The sequence below is a fragment of the Comamonas sp. BIGb0124 genome, assembly GCF_003752175.1.
In the GTDB taxonomy this organism is placed as follows: Bacteria; Pseudomonadota; Gammaproteobacteria; order Burkholderiales; family Burkholderiaceae_C; genus Comamonas_F.
In genome coordinates, this window is the sequence record NZ_RJVF01000012.1 from 96,682 (window position 1) to 114,535 (window position 17,854).

General features: G+C 66.7%; 17 protein-coding genes. 3 read left to right on the forward strand and 14 right to left on the reverse strand.

Translation table 11 applies throughout. The features are described from left to right. Positions 1 to 9: 9 nt before the first annotated feature. The 6 genes from EC845_RS14965 to EC845_RS14990 form a co-directional block, all read right to left on the reverse strand. On the reverse strand, positions 10 to 1,227 hold the full coding sequence (locus EC845_RS14965; protein WP_123298936.1) for an acyl-CoA dehydrogenase family protein: 1,218 nt from the start codon (positions 1,225 to 1,227) through the stop codon (positions 10 to 12). Next, positions 1,224 to 2,342, reverse strand: coding sequence for an ABC transporter substrate-binding protein (locus tag EC845_RS14970; RefSeq protein WP_123298937.1), 1,119 nt, complete (start codon positions 2,340 to 2,342; stop codon positions 1,224 to 1,226). Before EC845_RS14970 ends, EC845_RS14965 begins: the two co-directional genes overlap by 4 nt. 82 nt (positions 2,343 to 2,424) lie before the next feature. Next, positions 2,425 to 3,399, reverse strand: coding sequence for an ABC transporter substrate-binding protein (locus EC845_RS14975; RefSeq protein WP_123298938.1), 975 nt, complete (start codon positions 3,397 to 3,399; stop codon positions 2,425 to 2,427). Further along, complete coding sequence (locus EC845_RS14980; protein WP_123298939.1) at positions 3,396 to 4,127, reverse strand: class II aldolase/adducin family protein; 732 nt, start codon at positions 4,125 to 4,127, stop codon at positions 3,396 to 3,398. Before EC845_RS14980 ends, EC845_RS14975 begins: the two co-directional genes overlap by 4 nt. A 5-nt stretch (positions 4,128 to 4,132) precedes the next feature. Further along, positions 4,133 to 5,242: an ABC transporter ATP-binding protein gene (locus tag EC845_RS14985; protein ID WP_123298940.1), complete on the reverse strand. Its 1,110-nt coding sequence runs from the start codon at positions 5,240 to 5,242 to the stop codon at positions 4,133 to 4,135. Between the two features lie 13 nt (positions 5,243 to 5,255). Further along, positions 5,256 to 6,968: an iron ABC transporter permease gene (locus EC845_RS14990; RefSeq protein WP_199739815.1), complete on the reverse strand. Its 1,713-nt coding sequence runs from the start codon at positions 6,966 to 6,968 to the stop codon at positions 5,256 to 5,258. Between the two features lie 197 nt (positions 6,969 to 7,165). Between EC845_RS14990 and EC845_RS14995 the strand changes: the two genes are divergently transcribed. Next, on the forward strand, positions 7,166 to 7,909 hold the full coding sequence (locus EC845_RS14995; protein ID WP_158615703.1) for a GntR family transcriptional regulator: 744 nt from the start codon (positions 7,166 to 7,168) through the stop codon (positions 7,907 to 7,909). Between the two features lie 179 nt (positions 7,910 to 8,088). After that, the gene (locus EC845_RS15000) at positions 8,089 to 9,405 is read left to right on the forward strand and encodes an NAD(P)/FAD-dependent oxidoreductase (protein ID WP_123298943.1); all 1,317 of its coding nucleotides are present in this window, start codon (positions 8,089 to 8,091) and stop codon (positions 9,403 to 9,405) included. A gap of 37 nt (positions 9,406 to 9,442) precedes the next feature. Here EC845_RS15000 and EC845_RS15005 read toward each other — a convergent pair whose 3' ends face one another. From EC845_RS15005 to EC845_RS15025, 5 genes are all read right to left on the reverse strand, one after another. Next, positions 9,443 to 11,254: a glycoside hydrolase family 15 protein gene (locus tag EC845_RS15005; protein WP_123298944.1), complete on the reverse strand. Its 1,812-nt coding sequence runs from the start codon at positions 11,252 to 11,254 to the stop codon at positions 9,443 to 9,445. 157 nt (positions 11,255 to 11,411) lie between these two features. Next, positions 11,412 to 11,609 (reverse strand): hypothetical protein, encoded by a 198-nt coding sequence (locus EC845_RS15010; RefSeq protein WP_123298945.1) that lies wholly within the window; start codon positions 11,607 to 11,609, stop codon positions 11,412 to 11,414. Positions 11,610 to 11,696: 87 nt separating this feature from the next. Then, a complete protein-coding gene (locus EC845_RS15015) occupies positions 11,697 to 12,563 on the reverse strand; it encodes an SDR family oxidoreductase (RefSeq protein ID WP_123298946.1) in 867 nt (288 codons plus the stop codon). A gap of 254 nt (positions 12,564 to 12,817) precedes the next feature. Then, positions 12,818 to 13,513 carry a glycosyltransferase family 2 protein gene (locus EC845_RS15020; RefSeq protein WP_123298947.1) on the reverse strand — a complete coding sequence of 232 codons (696 nt, stop codon included), beginning with the start codon at positions 13,511 to 13,513 and terminating at the stop codon, positions 12,818 to 12,820. A gap of 96 nt (positions 13,514 to 13,609) precedes the next feature. Next, complete coding sequence (locus EC845_RS15025; protein WP_123298948.1) at positions 13,610 to 14,665, reverse strand: alpha/beta hydrolase; 1,056 nt, start codon at positions 14,663 to 14,665, stop codon at positions 13,610 to 13,612. Between the two features lie 322 nt (positions 14,666 to 14,987). Here EC845_RS15025 and EC845_RS15030 point away from each other — a divergent pair, with 322 nt between their 5' ends. Next, entirely contained in the window at positions 14,988 to 15,236 is a 249-nt protein-coding gene (locus tag EC845_RS15030; protein ID WP_123298949.1) for a hypothetical protein, read from the forward strand. A 55-nt stretch (positions 15,237 to 15,291) separates the two neighbouring features. On the opposite strand, the gene EC845_RS15035 is transcribed toward EC845_RS15030, so the two are convergent. From EC845_RS15035 to EC845_RS15045, 3 genes are read right to left on the reverse strand one after another with little or no spacing between them, the layout of a single operon-like run. Beyond that, positions 15,292 to 15,885 carry a bifunctional 2-polyprenyl-6-hydroxyphenol methylase/3-demethylubiquinol 3-O-methyltransferase UbiG gene (locus tag EC845_RS15035; RefSeq protein ID WP_123298950.1) on the reverse strand — a complete coding sequence of 198 codons (594 nt, stop codon included), beginning with the start codon at positions 15,883 to 15,885 and terminating at the stop codon, positions 15,292 to 15,294. Next, positions 15,882 to 16,658 (reverse strand): PIG-L deacetylase family protein, encoded by a 777-nt coding sequence (locus tag EC845_RS15040; RefSeq protein ID WP_123298951.1) that lies wholly within the window; start codon positions 16,656 to 16,658, stop codon positions 15,882 to 15,884. Before EC845_RS15040 ends, EC845_RS15035 begins: the two co-directional genes overlap by 4 nt. Continuing rightward, positions 16,646 to 17,839 carry an acyl-CoA dehydrogenase family protein gene (locus tag EC845_RS15045; protein WP_199739816.1) on the reverse strand — a complete coding sequence of 398 codons (1,194 nt, stop codon included), beginning with the start codon at positions 17,837 to 17,839 and terminating at the stop codon, positions 16,646 to 16,648. Before EC845_RS15045 ends, EC845_RS15040 begins: the two co-directional genes overlap by 13 nt. Positions 17,840 to 17,854: the final 15 nt, after the last annotated feature.

Sequence of the window (17,854 nt, forward strand, 5' to 3'; positions counted from 1 at the left end):
AAAAGGCCTTCAGCGCTGCAGCGTCGAATCGAAGGTCGCGCCCAATTGGGCCTGGCCGATGATCTGCGCGGTCCGGTCGTGTCCGGCATGGACCACGAAGGTCTCGATGTTGCGCGCCGTCCGCCCCAGCGGGTGTTCTTCGAACTGTGCCGTGGCACCCGCCGAGTAGAAGATGGTCTGGAGGACCTCGTACGCGGCCCGCGCTGCCGTGGATTTGGCACTCATCGAACCCAGCTCGGCCGGCACCACGTCGCCATGGCGCCAGCCGTCGATGGCCTTGTCGAACAGAGCCGCCGCGGCATCCAGGCGCAGCTTGGCTTCGCCCACACGCAGTTGGGTGTACGGATCGCCGGCCTTGTTGCGCTGGCGCTGGTAGTCGAGGAACCAGTCGTACAGGCCCTCGATGCTGCCGAGGTAGTTGGCGGCAAAGCCCAGGTGGAAACGTCCCTGCCAGCGCTGACGGGCAAAGGTGCCGGGCTCGCCCAGCACATGGCTGTCGGGCACGAACACGTTCTCGAGACGCATGATGGGGCTTCTCGCGGCGCGCATGCCGTGCGGCCGGTACCAGTCGTCGTCCCAACTCACGCCCGGCATGTTGCGGTCGATGAGCAGCATCTGCAGATTGTCGAAGTAGCCTTCGACGCCATCGAGCGCCACCGAGGTGATGATCAGGTCGGCGACGGTGCCGTTGGTCACGAAGTTCTTCACGCCGTTGACCAGCCAGCCGCCGTCCACCCGTTGCGCACGTGTCTTCATCTCGTACATGTTGACGCGTCCCGGCTCGCTGCCGACGGCCGCGAACACGCTGAAGCGGCGCAGTGCGGGCTTGACGATGTTCTCGATCTGTTCGGGCGTGCCGATGGTCTCCAGCTGCCACAGCGCATGGTTGTGCAGCTGGAAGCTGTGGCCGGTGGGACCGTCGGCCCTGCAGATTTCACGCAGCACGTTGAGGAACAGATCCGGCCGCTGGCCCAGCAGGTTGCCGTCGGGCCCGCCGAGGGCGGCGGAATGGGTCAGGTGCCAGAAGCCCTGGGCATGCAGGGCCTGCAGGCTCTCCACGGGCACCACGCCGTCGCGGTCGGCCTGTGCGCCGCGCGCACGGAAGGCTTCGCGCTGGCTGCGGATCCAGCTTTGGGCGGCATCGAGGGTGACGGAGCGCCGGTCCGGCACGTCCAGCGTGGAAGAGAGGGTCGGCGAGTTGGAAGCGAGGGGATGAAGGGCGCTCATTGCAGGGCTTTCTTGGCGAGTTCGGTGGCGTCGAGTGCGGTCTGGGCATGGCCTTCGGTGTTGAACGACAGGCCCTTGCTGAAGGCTTCTTCGCTCAGCGCGCTGATGGGCAGGCCGGGCTGCACGTCCTTGCGGCGGGAGTTGACGAATCCCAGGCGTGCCCATTCGGCCTGCGCGGGCTGGGAGAGGAACCAGTTGATGAAGACCTTGGCGGCGTTCGGATGCGGCGGCTGGCTCAGCAGGCCGATGGCACCCCAGCCGGGGGTCCAGGCCGTGCGCTCGGGCGGCGTGTCGAGAGCCTGCACGTCCTTGGCGAGACCCTGCTCCTTGAGCGTGGCCACTTCGGAGGGGCTCAGGCCCGAGGTGATGGGATAGGCGCCTTGCGCCACCCAGTCGGCCAGTTGCCGGTTGCTGGAGGCGATCACGGGCTTCTGTTCGACCAGGAAACGGCGAGCCTGCTCGGCCCCCAGCGCCGTCTGCAGCAGCGTGACCAGGTGGCCGCTGCCACGCTGGCGCGGATCGAGGATGGCGATCTTGCCGCGCCACTTCGGATCCAGCAGATCTTCGAGCTTGTTGAACTCGGCTGCGGGCACCACGCTGCGGTCGATGTTGAGGTTGTTCTGCTTGCCGGCCTGGAAGGCATACAGGTACTGTTTTTTGGCATCCAGGAAACCGGCATCGAAACCGCCCAGCCATTGGCTGTCGGAACGGACGTCGGGCTGCACGATGAAGGGGCGGATGGGATCGAACCAACCGGCCGGTATCTGCTGCGTGAAGGCCGCACCGCTGAAGCCCAGCACCACGACGTCGGTCAGGTGCTTGTTGGCGCGCCGCTCGCTGCTGATGCGTGCATCGAATGCAGGCGAGGTCACGGCGTTGAACTCGAGCTTGATCTTGGGATAGGCCTTGCGGAAGCCTTCGATGGCTTCGCGGTAGGGCTGGATCACGGGACCGGCGACGATCACTTCGCCCTCCTGCTCGGCAGCGGCCACGATGCGGGCCCAGTCATTGGCGGTCTGTGCATGGGCGGCCAGGCCGGTGCCCGAGAGCGCGACGGCAGCGGCCAGGGCCAGCGCATGGCGCCGGGTCCATTGTCGGGAGGGAGAGAACGTCATGAGAAAAACTCCTGGATGAATCGGCCCGCAACAGGGCTGTGATTGAGGCTGGGGATTGAATGGGGTGGTCGTCGTGCAGAGGTCAGGTCGCCTGCACGGACGGGTGGAACAGCTCGGGGATGGGCAGGGCCTTGTCGAGCAGCGTCTGGTCGACGAGGTAATCCATGAACCAGCGCAGGTTGTCGGCATTGGCGGCCAGACCCGACGACCAGAGATCGGCGCCGAAGCGGCGCTGGTCGTCCTGCCAGGCCAGGCGGCCGAACGGCATGGCGGTGTAGGCGTAGTCTTCATAGACGCGCCGGGTCTTGACCTGCGCGTCCTCCCAGGCCTCCATGAGGTAGGCGGGCAGATGAGGAAAACGCCGCACGGTGTCTTCGCGCACGGCCAGCAGATGCATGATCGGAAAGCAGCCGCGGGTCCGGTGGTAGTCGAGGCAGGCCTCGCGCTGATCGGCGAACAGGTTGCGCACGCCGGCATGGCCATCGAGCACGGCGGCGGGCGGCCTCGGATCGATGTAGGCATCGACTTCGCCGCGCGCCAGAAGATCCGCACCGCGCGTGCCGGGCGGCATGCGCTCGATGTTCAGGCGGGGGTTGGACCAGGCGAGTTGCTCGGCTTCCTGCACCACCCAGCGAATGTCTTCCCACGGCACGCCGTAGTGGCTCTTGAGATCGCCCTTGGCCAGCACCGACAGGGTGACCTGGAAGGCACGGATGGCCACGCGGCGGCCGGCCAGATCGGCCGGAGAATGGATGCCGCTGCGGCCACCCACGTAGATGTGGTTCTGGCTGAACAGGCGTCGCGGAAACACCGGTACGGCCGTGAAAGGCGCGCCGCGTGAACGGGCCATGATGTAGGAAGCCAGCGAGACCTCGGCCACATCGAACTCGCCGTCGACCAGCATGCGCCCGTGACGATCGCCGCCGTCGCGTCCCGGCGGATTGATGCCGACATCCAGCGCACGCAGATGAAAACCGGACGCCGGCGGCAGCCAGTTCATGAAGAAGGGCATGTGCCGGTCGAAGTTGGCCAGCGCAATGGTGAGCTCCTGGCTCATTGCACGCCTCCGCCCTCGGCACCGGATGCGCTTCGGCGCTGCCAGTTGTCCCACACGCGGCGTGTCGCGCGCGGGCTGCCCATGCGGGCATTGACGGCGTCGATCTCGCCGTCGGTGAGCGGGGTGACGCGGCCGCCGAGCTGCAGGGCCTGCAGCAGGATGCGGGCGTTGATCTTGAGATAGACGGCCGTGCGGACGGCGAGCTCGAGCGACTCGGCCGCGACGGTGAAGCCGTGGCCTCGCATCAGGACCACCCGGCCGTCGCCCAGCGTGCGGGCCAGGTCGTCGGCCTGCTCGGACTCCGTCACCAGCAGGTCGGTGTCGCCGAACCGCTGCCGCATGTCCCACACGGGGATGTTGCGGCCGATGATGCCCGCGACATGCAGCACCGGTCGAAGCGGCACGTCGGTCACGGAGAACGGCACGGTCTCTTCGGCGTGGCCATGCACCACGGCATGGATATCGGGCCGTGCCCGGAAGATGGCGGAGTGGATGACCCGCTCCGAATAGAGCGCACGCCCGGTGGGCTCCACAGGCTGCGAATCGGGACCGAAGAGCAGCACATCCTCGGCACGGACTTGCTCGGGGCTGACCGAGGCGGACAGCCAGAAGTGATCCGGACGCTGAGGGTCGCGAAGGCTGACGTGCCCGTAGCTGTCGACAACGGCCTCGCGAGCCAGGATGTGGTTGGCCGTGGCCAGGTCGTGTGCGATGGAGGATGAGGTCATGGGAGTCAAGGCCGTTGCGCGGAGGGGGTGGCGGCCGCGCTTGCATACGGCGCGGCCAGGATGTCGATGTGAATGCGCTGGCCGGCCTTCCAGTAGGCATCCCGGGGCTGGTAGGCCATGAGCTGCTGCCCGTCGGCCAGGCGCACATGGGTTTCATAGCGGCTGCCGGCAAAGATGGTGTGGCTGACTTCACCCCAGAGGCCCTCGCCCTGCGCGCTCAGGCGCACGTCCTGAGGCCGCACGCGCAACACCAGTTCGCTGCCCGGCGCAAAGTGCTCGCCGTCGGGCGACAGGGCCACGCTGGCGTCGGCCACCGCAGCGCGCGGCAATCCGCCCGGCACGGCGGCCTGGGCCACCGCATGCAGCGCGGAGCTCTTGCCGATGAAGTCGTACACATAGGCCGACCGGGGCTGGTCGTGCAGTTGTTCGGCCGTGCCGATCTGCGCGACGCGCCCGGCTTCGAGCAGGGCGATGCGGTCGGACAGCGCGAATGCATCCTCCTGATCGTGCGTGACCAGCACCACGGTCAGGCCGAGCTCGCGTTGCAGATCCTTGAGCTCGAGACGCAGCTTGTGCCGCAGTCCGACGTCGAGATTGCTGAAAGGCTCGTCCAGCAGCAGCAGGCCGGGTTCGCCCACCAGGGCCCGCGCCATCGCGACGCGCTGCTGCTGCCCGCCGCTGAGCTGGTGGGTCGCCCGCTCGGCCAGGCCGTCGAGGCCGACGCTGCGCAGCGTCTTGTGCACACGGCGCCGGATGTCGGCGGCCGCCAGCTTCTGGTTGCGCAGCGGGTAGGCCACGTTGTCGAAGACACTCAGGTGGGGCCAGACCGCATAGCTCTGGAACACCAGGCCGATGCCGCGGTGCTGCGGCGGCACCAGGATGCCGCGCTCCGTGTCGACCCAGGGCTCGCCGCGAAAGGCCATGTAGCCCCGGTCCGGCCGGTCGAGTCCGGCTATCAGGCGCAACAGCGTGGTCTTGCCGCAACCGCTGGGGCCGAGCAGCGTGAAGATCTCGCCGGCATGGATGTCCAGCGACAGGTCGTCCAGCACCGTGTGGCCCGCCTGATGGCGATTGGGGGCATCGAAGTGTTTGTGCAGATGGCGAAGCGTGAGCATGTCGGTCCTTGGGTCAATGGCGCGCCAGGCTGTAGCCCAGGCGGCGTGCGATCAGCGCGGCAACGATGGCGGTGGCGGCCAGGATCACGCCGATCACGGCGGCCGCCTCGTTGCGGCCTTCGGTCAGCAGGCCGAGTTGCAGAATGGACAGCGGCTGGTTGTTGCCCGTCGTCAGCAAGGCGACATGGCCGACGTCGCGGATGGCCGAGACGAAGACCATCACGCCGACCACCACCAGCGTGCGGGCACACAGCGGCACCACCACCGTGCGCAGCATCTTGAAATGCGAGGCCCCGGCGACCTGCGCGGCTTCTTCGAGCTGAGGGCTGATCTGCAGCAATTGGCTGCGCACCAGTTGCACGGCCATGGTCATCCAGGCCAGGGCGACGACCAGGATCAGGCTGGCCGTCGAGCCGTACAGGCCGTCGACGCCGCTGCGCAGGATGAGCCAGAGCCACGCCAGCGAGAACAGCACGCCCGGGATGCTCGACGGAATCCACGAGGCCAGCTCCAGCACGGCGATGGCCCGATGGCGCAGGCGCACGATGAGATAGGCCACCAGGATGCTCAGCGCCACGGCCAGCAGCGCACTGCCGCCCGCCAGAACCAGGGTATTGGTCAACGCGTCGATGAAACCGCTGTCCTGCAGCACGCTGCGCCAATGCGAGGTGCTCCAGACCTGCGGCAGGCCAAAAAATCCGAACCGGGTCATCAGGCTGCTGGCCACCAGGAACAGCAGCGGAATCGCCGTGAGCAGCAAGGCAAAGGCCCCCACCAGGACACCCAGCGGCCAGCGCCAGCGGCCAAGCGCAACCGGCTGCGTTCGGGCATGGCCCGAGATCGTGACGTGGCCCTCGCCGCTCGACACCCGGCGCGACACCCAGGCAAAGGCCAGGGTCACCACGACCACCATGTTGCCCAGCGCAAAGGCGCCTGCGAAATCGATGGGATCGGAACGCGTCAGGTCGTAGATGACGGTGCTGTAGACGTCGATGTTGCGCGGTGAGCCCAGCACCAGCTCGGTTTCAAAGGACTGCAGCGCATACACGACGCCCAGCAGGGCCGCCACCATGATGGCCGGCCGCAGCACCGGCAGGGTGATCCGGCGCAAGGCCTGCCAGCGGCTGTCTCCGGCCATGACGGCGGCTTCCTCGAGCCGCGCATCCATGGCCTGGAAGGCGGGTGTCAGCATCATCACCTTGGCCGAGACCGTGGTGGTCGCCAGGTGGGCGAACACGATGCCGCCCCAAGAATAGATGTCCAGCGGAGCGCCGGACAGTCCAAAGGAACGCATCAACCAGGTGTTGAGCAGGCCGTAGTGGGGATCCAGCAGCAGCGTCCAGCCTTGCACCACGGCCAGGGAGGGCAGGAAAAACGAGATCCAGAACGCGAATTCCAGCCATCGGCGGCCCGGCAGGTCGGTGCGGCCGATGAGCCATGCCAGCCCGATGCCCAAGGTCATCGCAATGCACTGCGTGACCACCGTCAGCCCGATGGAGTTCGCCAGGGCCTTGGCGAGCCGGGGTTCGTTCCACAGCGCCAGCCAGCCCTGCAGCGTGTAACCGCTGACGGGTGGCTCGAAACTGCCCACCAGGGCCGTGGCCAGCGGTGCCAGCATGGCTGCGGCAAACAGCGCCACGAACGCCGCGCAAGCCAGCCAGAGGGGACGCACCCTCCTGCGGGCCGGCAAGGTCGGGTGGAGGGTCGCGGGGGAGCGGGTGGACACGTGCAGCGGCTTCTTGGTTAGGATGTGGAACAGGTCGTGAGGGCTGCATGGTATGAATGAAATATTTTTTTGAAAAAATATATTTTTCTATTAGCTCATCTGTTTTTTGTTGGAACCGCGCTTTGCCGAAGTGGGCACAATGCAGGGCTTCTGCAGCGCACAGGCGAGCGACCCCCCCGCTTGTTTTCCGGATCACCATGAGCAGCCTCAAAATCGCCCCGATCAGCCTCACCGAATCGGCCTACGACCAGTTGCGCAACCTGTTGGTCACCGGACAGGCTCGCCCCGGCGAGAAGCTCAAGATCAATGGACTTGCGCTGGATCTGGGCGTCAGCCCCGGCGCCGTCCGCGAGGCGCTGGCGCGTCTGGGCGCGGAAGGACTGGTGACGGCCGAGCCGCAGCGCGGTTTCCGTGTCGCCACCATGTCTGCGGCCGAACTGCGCGACATCACCCGGGTGCGCATCGAAATCGAGGTGCTGTGCCTGCGCCGTTCGATGGCACTGGGCGACATCGAATGGGAATCGCGCGTGGTGGGCGCCTTCCATGCGCTCATGCGCGCGCCCGTCGATCCGGCCCAGCGCCATGCGGCACCCACACGGCCGTGGGCGACTGCGCACGCCCACTTCCACCGTGTGCTGATTTCGGCCTGCGACAGCCCGTGGCTGCTCAAGCTGCGCGAACAGATCTACGTGCAAGGCGAGAGATACCGGCTGGCCTCGATCGGCTTCATCCCCAAGGAACGCTCGCTGGAGAACGAACACCAGGTGCTGCTGGATGCCGTTCTGTCGAAGGACATGGACCGCGCCAGCGCGATTCTCGAGCGGCACTTCGGCGACACGGCCGACGAACTGCTGAAGTGGTGCGAGCAGGAACAAGGCTGGCCCCGCAACTGGCAGCCCGAGGATGCGATCGACGAGACCGATCGCCCGAAAGCCGCCTGACGACCGCGGACGCCGGCCCGGCCCGGCCCAGAGGCCTGCCCCTCTCCCAAAGGCGATCATCGACCCCCGCTGACATCCACAAGGCCTGTACGGACACGCCGCCGACACGCTGCGCGGCCTAGACTGCCATCGGGATGCCGTTGGTGTATCCGGCAGTCTTGATCAGTACAGGTATCGACATGGACAAAAAGCAGATCGTGATCGTGGGCGGCGGCGTCGCCGGCTTGGAAATCGCAACCGCCCTGGGACGTCGCTACCGCGGCAGTTTCTGGAACAAGCAGGTGGACAAACACGGGGCCTACGAGGTCACCTTGATCGATCGCGATTCGGCTCACGTCTGGAAACCCATGCTGCACACCATGGCCGCGGGCACACGCGATCTGGCGCAGCAGCAGATGACCTATATCGCGCAGGCCCGCGATGCCGGCTTTCACTACCAGCCGGCCGAGATGTGCGGCCTCGATCGTGCAGGCAAGACGATTCTGCTTGCGCCCCTGCTGGCGAGAGACGGCCGCGAGCTGGTGCCGGCGCGCAGCCTGCCCTACGACACGCTGATCCTGTCGCTGGGCAGCACCGCCAACGACTTCGGCACGCCTGGCGCCCGCGACTATTGCTACATGATCGATTCACGCCTGGCCGCGGACGGATTCAACCAGGAGTTGCGCATCCGCATGCTGCAAAGCCTGGTCAGGAACGAGGAACTGCGCATCGCGATTCTGGGCGGCGGCGCAACGGGTGTCGAACTCGCGGCGGAACTGGTTCAGTTGGCGGAAGCAACGGTCGCCTACGGTGCCCACGGCCTGGCCAACAAGTTCAAGATCACCCTGATCGAAAGCGGCTCGCGCATTCTGACCGCGTTTCCGGAGCGCATCTCGCTGCTGGCCACCCAGCGATTGCAGGCGCTCGGCGTCGAGGTCCGCACGGGAACCCGCATCAAGGCCGTGACCGAGGTGGGCTTCGTGACCCAGGACGACGAGCTGATCCCGGCCTCGCTGCGCGTGTGGGCGGCAGGGGTCAAGGCGCCTGATTTTCTGGCCCAGCTCGATGGACTGGAAGCCGGCCGCAACAACCAGTTGGTGGTCGACGGCCACCTGCGCGCCTCGGGAGACCCCGCCATCTTTGCCCTGGGCGATTGCGCCAGCTACACGCCCGACGGCGAGGAACGACCGCTCCCGCCCACCGCGCAGGTCGCGCACCAGCAGGCCCAGTACCTCATCAACCATCTCGAATCCCTGCTGCAAGGGCAGGACGTTCCGCACTACCGTTACCGCGACATGGGCGCGCTGGTCTCTCTCGGCCATTTCGACGCCTACGGGTCGCTGGGCAAGTTCGGCTTCTTCAAGGGCGGCTTCATCAAGGGCCGGGTGGCCCAGCTCAGCCATGTGCTGCTGTACCGCGCCCATCAGTCCCGGCTGTACGGTTTCTGGCGCGGTGGACTGATCTGGCTGGTGGACCTGATCAACAAACGCGTGCGGCCTTCGATACGGCTGGACTGAGCACGTCCGGACGCACCCACACACGCCGGCACCGCGCTCAGAGCGGACGGCCGGATATCGTCGCGGCCGCCTGGATCAACGCCAGATGCGTCAGGCCTTGCGGAAAGTTGCCCCAGCATTCGCCGGTGGAAGGATCGCACATTTCGGCGTAGACGCCCATGCCGCCGTCGAGCACCGCCAGGGCCTCGTCGAACTGGCGTCTTGCTCGCGCCTTCTGGCCCAACAGCGCACGGGCCTCGGCCATCCAGAAGGTGCACGCCAGAAAACAATGCTCCTCGACCGCCACATCCGAATAGCGGTAATGCAAGGGTGCGCATCCGAGCTCGCGGTCGATGGCGTCGAGAGTGCGGGCCAGGCGCTCGTGTCCGTCGAAGCGAAACCGCACGGCTAACGCAATCGACGCATCGAGCCTGTCGCTGCCGGGATACATCACATACGCCTGCTTGGCCTCGGACCAGCAATTCGCATCGATCCAGTCCTTGATGCGATCGCGCTCGCGCGACCACCGGTCGCGGCAGGTGGTGGGCATCTGCCCGCTGTCTGCCAACTCGACCGCGCGAGCCAGGGCCTGCCAGCAACTGATCTTCGACATGGTGTAGTGCTCGTCGTCCGGCAGTTCCCAGATGCCGGCGTCGCGCTGGCGCCACCGGTCGGCGCATTCGTCGGCGAGCTGCGAGAGTGTCGTTGCACTTTGAGCGTCGAGCAGATTGCCACGCGAGACAAACGCGGCGGCGGTCTCGAAGATGTCGCCATAGATGCCGTGCTGGTGCTGATGCCCGGCCAGGTTTCCCGTGACCACGGGCGTCGCGCCGCGATAGCCGGCGAGCTCCAGTTCGCGAACCGGCGGCACAAGGCCACCGTGCAGGGTGTAGCAGACCCGGGCGCCGTGGTCTCTCAATTGCTTGAGCAGCCACTTGAATGCCGCCTGGGCTTCGGGCATGGCACCGATGCGGAGAAAGGCCTTGATGGTGTAGCCCGCATCCCGCACCCAGGCATAGCGGTAATCGTAGTTCTTGCTGCCGTTGGGATGCTCGGGCAGCGACGTCGTGGCGGCGGCGGCAATGGCTCCGCTGGGCGACGACAGCAACAGCTTCAACGCCAGCGCGCTGCGCTTGACGACGCCTTCGAAGGGACCCTCGAAACCCAGACACCCGGCCCACTGTTTCCATTCGCGGTCGGAGCCATCGATGCGGGCATCGATCAGTTGGATGTCGGGCACGACCAGGGGCTCGTTTTCACCGGCCACGATGGCCAGTGTCTGCCGCTGTCCGGACTTCACCCGGAAATGCCCCTGCAGGCCCTCGTCGTCCTGATGCACGATGCGGACGCCGTCCGTGCAGAGGAACAGCCCGGAGACCGGTCCGAGCTGGAACATGCGGTGGCGTCCGACGGACGCGAGATAGGGATTGGCACTGCCGCCACGGTGCCCCAGGCGCAGGATGACCTTGAACTCCACCGTTCCGCTGATGCCTTCGACGCGCCTGGCCAGCTCCGCCCAGGGCAGCCGCCCGGCGGGGCCGCTGTTGAGCGACTCGACCAGCAACGCGGTCCCCGAATCGCCGACAAAGCGTGTTTCGAGCACGTTGCTGTCGGTGACGTACGCGCGCTCGACGCGGTAATGGCCGACCGGTTCGATGTGGAAAAATCCCCCGCCCGAGGCGTCGAGCAGGCGGTCGAACAACGGCGGTGAATCCATGTGCGGCACGCACCACCAGTCCAGCGATCCATCCGAACCGCTGAGCGCGACGGAGCGTCCGTCGCCCAGTGCACCGTAGAGCTTCAGCGGCAATTGGCCATGCAGGCTCCGGGCCGAACGCAAGGCATCGGCGGTTGAGGTTTGCTGGGCCATCGGCAACTTCCTTTTCGGCGGGGATTGGAATACAGGCTTCAGGCCACTCCATGGCCTTGCACGAACCGGCTGCCCATGACGGGTGCCAGGGAGCATCGGACGGCCCCCGCGCGGTGCCCCCGGCTGCCCCGCCGGATTGCCGGTTCGGCTCGCGTCATCACGGTCTGTCGTTTCGCTCGTCGTCCAGCGCTTGGCCGGGCGAACGAAGAGGACGTTCTTGCGCGGGATCGGCAGGTTCGTCCCGCGCATGACCGTCGCTGGCGGGCGCATCGGCGGAATCCGGCTGGGCGGGCACGTCGTGCAGAGGCTCGCGATCGGGATCGGGAAAATCGGGGTTGTTTTGCTTGGGGGACATCGAAGAGATCCTGTGAGTGTTGGCGTATGGATCCGGACCGCCGAACGCCAGCCCGTCGCGAAGGCTGGAACTTCTTTGTGCCGTCGCTCAGAACACCGGATCGCCGCCCGCGATCGTGAGAAGCGCGCCGGATGTGTAGCTGGACGAATCCGAGGCCAGCAGCACATAGGCAGAAGCCAGTTCGGCCGGCTGCCCGGGTCGTTTGAAAGGCGTCTCGGAACCGAAGTTCTGCAGCATCTCGAGGTTGGTCCCTGCCGCGATGAACGGCGTCCAGATCGGTCCGGGCAACACGGCGTTCACGCGGATGCCCTTGTCGGCCAAGAACTGCGCCAGGCCCACCGTGAGGTTGGCCAATGCACCCTTGGTCGTCGCATACGGCAACAGATTGGGCTTGGGATTCTTGGCGTTCCGAGAGGCCGTATTGATGATGCTCGACCCGGGTTTCAGGTGCGGCACCGCCAGGCGTATGAGGTTGAAGACCGCATGCACGTTGGTGTCGAAGGTTTTCTGCCACTCTTCGAGCGTGATGTCCTCGAAGCGGTCGAAGTATTTCTGATAGGCCGCGTTGTTGACCAGAATGTCCAGGCCGCCGAGCTTGTCGACGGTGCGCTCGATCATGTGGCTCGCATGGGCGGGATCGCTGATGTCGCCCGGAATGAGCAGTGCCGTGCGGCCGGCGGCATCGATCCAGTGCGCGATGGCTTCTGCATCCTTCTGTTCGTCGGGCAGGTAAGAGATCGCGACGTCGGCGCCTTCGCGGGCATAGGCAATGGCCACGGCCGCACCGATGCCGCTGTCGCCACCGGTGATCAGTGCTTTTTTACCCGCAAGCTGACCACTGCCCTTGTAGCTGGCTTCGCCATGGTCGGGCTTGATGTTCATGTCGAAGGTCTTGCCGGGAAATGCCTGTTCGTGTTCTGCAAAGGGCGGCGTCGGCTTGTCTGAAATCGTCATGGGAAGGTCTCTCGAAAGGCAGGGAAAACAGCACCCTCATGGGCTGGGGAGGGCCGGCAAGAAAAGAACGGGCCGGAGCAGCGCATGAGCGAAGGCGGCGGCGGAGCATCTTTCGCGAGAAAACGCGGGCTCGCATTCAGATTAACGCGATCCCCTCTGCACACGGATGGGGCATCAGGCCGCACGGACGTAGGATCACGGCACCCGGTGCATGGACATGCGCACCGGGAACACACGGCCTTCTCTCCATGCGCTCACGTCGGCACGATGTCGATGCCGATCGAGGGAGCCCAGGCCATCCGCAGCGCGGTTGCAAAGCCGCCTTCGACACGGGATGTCGGCCTGGCGCTGGTCAGCACGCGCGGGCTGGCGCTCCAGGCGACATGCGCGCCCACGGCCAGCAACTGGTCGACCAGGCGCTGATCTTCGCCGCACGGGTACGCGCCGAAACCGCCGCTGCGCCGATACCAATCGGCCGAGATGCCCAGATTGGCGCCATGAACATGGCGGTGATGGTCTTCGTCCCTGTACGTCACCTTGAAGGATTCGCGCACGCTTTCGGCAAACTGGCCGTGCAGTGCCCAGGCCTCGTCGGCCACACCCACCGTGCCGCACACGACATCGGCGTGGAGCTGCAATTGCGCGACCAGCCAATCGGGCGAGACACGCGTGTCGGCGTCGGTGAAGGCGAGCCACCGGCATCCCCGGCTCAACAGCCACTCGGCACCGGTGGCCCGTGCCGTGCCGACGTTGCGGGCACACACCGTCAAGGTGGAAATACCCATCGCCGCCGCTCGCCCGGCGGTGTCGTCGTCGCACGCGTCCAGTACGACCACGACCTGAACGGCTTCGTCGAGCAAGGCCGGATGATGCGCACAGGCCTGGATCGAGAAAAGACAGGCGTCGATCTCGTCTTGCTCGTTGTGGGCAGGAATGCAGATACCGATCATGGAGACCTCGTGAACCGGAAAGACACACCGGCTGCGGCTCGCCGCCTCATGCCCGAGACAGGCACCGAGCGCGGCAACGACATGGGCGCCGGCACGTCAGATGGGAGATGGGGTCGTGCGCGGGGACTGTCGCAGCGATCGAGACAGACGCTGGCCGGCGTAAGCCTGGGCTTGCCTGGCCTTCTCGACCACCGCTGCAGCGCCGAAGAACTCGTGCGCCACGCCGTCGTAGACCCGGCGTTCGACCGCCACACCCTGGGCCTCCAAGGCCGTGGCAAGCTTGTCGCCGTCGTTTCTCAGCGGATCGATGCTGGCATTGACGAGGGTGACCGGAGGAAGACCGCGCAGATCGGCATCGACGAGGGACAGACGCGGGTCTTTTTTCTCGTCGGGATCGTTGAGCAGGTGCCCCACGAACCACTCGACCATGGCGCGATTGAGCGGCTTGGCAATGGCATTCTCGAGATAGGACTCGGTGTTGAGGCTGGTCTGGGCGACCGGATAGACGGCGAGCACATGCAGCGGCGGCGGCAGGCCCGCATCGCGCACCGCGACCGCCGTCGCCACGGCCAGATTGCCGCCCGCGCTTTCACCGGCCAGTGCCAGCCGGGTGGCATCGCCATCGATTTCGCCCGCGTGCGACAGCACCCAGCGGTAGGCGGCAAGCGCATCGTCCCAGGCAGCGGGGAACTTGTGCTCGGGCGCCTGGCGATAGTCCACCGAGACCACGACCGCCTGCGCCGCATGGCTCAAACCGCGCGCGCCGGCGTCGTACACCGCCTTGTCGGCGATCACCCAGCCTCCGCCGTGGAAAAACAGAATGACGGGGAAGGGGCCAACCCCTTCGGGCGTGAACACACGCGCAGGCAGCACGCCCGCGGCGCCGTCGACGACCGTGTCACGGGACCTGACGCCGGGGACCAGCACGGCGGGATCGGTGCTCAACCCCTTGGATTGCAGCAGCGCATGCACGGCATCGGCGATGGTCGGTTGACGCCGCGCCTCTTCAGGCGTGAGTTTTTCGATGGCTTTCGGATGCAGACCCTCATGGGCTTTGGCCAACTCGAGCATGTCGTCGTCCGCCCGGATCGCTGCGATCGTGTTGGACAGGGCGTTGAGGATGGCATTGGGTTCTTTGTTGTCACCTGACATGGGGGCTCCTGAGGATGGGGAGAGATCGGACGTTCATGCAGTTGATGCAGCGGGCTTGTACGCGCCGCCTGCTGTCATGGTGAACCTCAAGCCGGCTCGCGACTGTGAGACGGTCACGCTTGTCCGTGTCGTCACGCACGTCGAGGCCTATGCCCACCCACGCGGCAAGCCGGGTGCTGCGCCGAGGCGGCTTTGCCATGCCCGCCTGCGGAGCAGCCCGACCTGGGACCGCAGCAGAAGCCGATCACGACCGACACGCGCCAGCCTTGCGGTGCTGCACGATGGGGGGTCACATTCGGCACATTCGAGAAATTTCATCACCATGCAGAACTGGATCGCCTGGCTTCAGTGGCCCGCCATGTTGGCCACGATCGGAGCAGCGTGGTGTGTGGCCTCGAACAGACCTCAACTGCGCTGGAGCGGATTCTGGCTTTATCTGGCCAGCAATGCCCTGTGGGTCGCATGGGGCTGGTCGACGCAGGCTTACGCGCTCATCGTCCTGCAGTTCGCCCTGCTCTTCATGAACATCCGCGGCCTGAGGCAGAACGACCGGGAGCACTCGGAGAAGTAGACCATCGGAGGCACCCTGAGCCCTCGGCAAGGCCTATGCGTTCATGGGCTTCGATCTACCCCGCGCGCCAGATGTCGAGCAGAAAATCCCGATCCCGGTAGGCGACGCTGGGCTGCAGACCATGGCAGGCATGCACATAGCCGTGCAGCGTTTCGGTATCGACCTGCCTGTCGTCGAAATCCGGCAGGTAGTGGCACATCGCGAGTTCGCCTCCGGGGGCCAGGCCGGCCTGGCAGCGTGCGATGAACGACTGCGCCTGCGCCGGGCTGAAGTAATAAGCCAGCTCGGAAACGACGATGAGGTCGAATCGGCGGCTCGGCCAGTGCCCCGTCAGATCCATGCAGGCCACCGAGAGGTGACCCACCGGATGGCCGGCCAGTCGGGCTTGCAGGCGGGATACGGCTTGCCGTGAGTAGTCGACGGCCAGCAGTTCGTCGCAGCGTTCGGCGAGCGCAAACGCGGTGTCGCCCGTGCCGCAGCCCGCATCGAGGACGTGGCCATAACGCTCGCGCGGCAGAGCCGCCAGCACGAGGGCGCGTTTGCGGCGCTCATACCAGCGTGAACCGACCTGCCAGGGATCGGCATCCTGACGGTAGAGCTGCTCGAAGTGCGCGCGGCTGGCAGCCGTCGGCGAGGATGGCGTCGTCATGGTGAAAACAGAATTTCGTAGGGATGCAGCAGCCGGGCGATGGCCGTCCCGGGCAGCACGGGCGATGCGCCGGTGGAAGGATCGGGCTCCGTCTGGCTCGTGTACTGCAACAGCGCCAGGCGCTTGCTTTCAAGGGCCTGCGCACCGAGCGGAACGCTGACGGCCCGGGTCCAGGGCAAGCGTGGATCGCCTGCCGGAGCCCAATGCCAGGCCCATACGGGCACCTCGTAAAGCCGAGCGCCACGCAATCGGCAAGCCGACGCACAAGCGCGTCCCGTGGCTTCGTGATCGGGGTGACCGTCCAGCCGCCAGGTGGTGAGCACGACATCCCGGGGCCCGAACAGGCTCGCCAGGCGGATCGCCAGATCCCTTTCATGCTTCGCCACGCCGCCGTCTGGTACACCCAGGCGCTGCAGGGGCGTGCCGGGCGCCAGTTGCGCCAGCGCACGCGCGGTTTCTTCGCGACGGGCTGCCGCCAGTGCGTCGACTGGCCAGCGCGTGGACCTGGGATGGCTGGCCTCGCCATCGGTCACCGCCACCACATGCGCCAGCCGTCCCCGCTGCGCCAGCAAGGCCAGCAGCCCGCCCGCCAGCAGCACTTCGTCGTCAGGGTGGGGTGCGACGACCCACAGCGTGCCGTGAGCGGCCGACAGCGCGTCGATGTCGACGGCCGGCGGGAGATGTGCATCGAGCCAATGCCGCCAATCGGCCGCAGTTGTCCCGCTGCCCTGGATCAGCCTGTCGTGTTCGGTGAAGGTGTTCACAGGTTCCATGAGCGGTCCTCGGTGCCGCATGACGGGTCCTCTTTTGCGGGACCCTTCAGCAACTGCCAGGCATGGGCGGCCAGATCGCGCTCCGCATGGCTCTGGCGGATGAAAACGGGCAGATCGGCCAAGGCTTGGGCCAGGGCTCGATCGTGGCAGAGCGGACCCGCGCCCAAGGCCCGCGGCACGCGGTCCAGCACGTCGCGGGCGGCGGCTTCGACAGCCAGTCGGGCGCGGGCTGCAGACGGCCCGGCGGGCCGGTCGGGATGGCTGTCGATGTGATGCGCAGCCTCTCTCAGGCTTGCGCGGGCCTGGGTCAAGGCCACATCCACAGCGCCGAGGTGAGCCAAGGCATGAGCAAGTTCCGGCGGCGCAGCCGCCTCCGATGCCGAACGGCCGGCCTTTTGATCCAGCGAGCGGCGAAGGGCCTGGGCGATGCCTTCGAGGCCGCCATACCAGCATGCGGCCACCCCGGCACCGCCCTGCAGGAAGCCGGGCCTGGCGACATAGGCGCCCGGCGCGCCGACCCGGCGCGCGACGGCACCGTCCAGGATCACGCTGTAACTGCCGGAGCGCCCCATGCCGACGGCGCCCCATCCGTCTTCGTCGATCGACACCGAAGGCTGCCGAAGATCGGCGGCGACCAGGACGGGCTGCCGATCCGTGTTCCAGGCGCTGATCAGCGCATGCGTGACGACACCGGCGCCCGAACACCAGGCCTTGGTGCCTTGCAAGTTCACCTCACCCCCACGCACCTCACCCCCACGCACCGCGTCGGCATGCGCACCGGTCGCGTGGGCCACGACCCGGGCATTCGGGGGCTCGGCGCACCAGACCCCCCACAGCGCCGGGACATCGTCCTCGAACGCAGAGGCACCGAGCTCGGCCAGGATCGCGAGTGCGTCGGTATGGCCCTCGTAGAGCTTGGCGAGCACAAGGTCATGCCTGGCGACACGGGCCAAGGCCCGCCAGCGATCGAGGGTGCGGCCGCTGCCGGGCAAGGGCAGCCGGTCGAGCCGGGCGTCGACCAGTGCACGCAAAGCCGCCGCGGGATCGAGAGGCTGGGCCAGCGAGGCCAGCAGGGCTTCGATGCGAGGCGCCAGATCGGTGTCGGGTTCGGTCAGCGCACCGGCACTCCTGACCGCAGCTTCGCGGGTAATGGGAGACGGCGGCAGATACAGAGCGGACATGGCGTGGACGTGTGG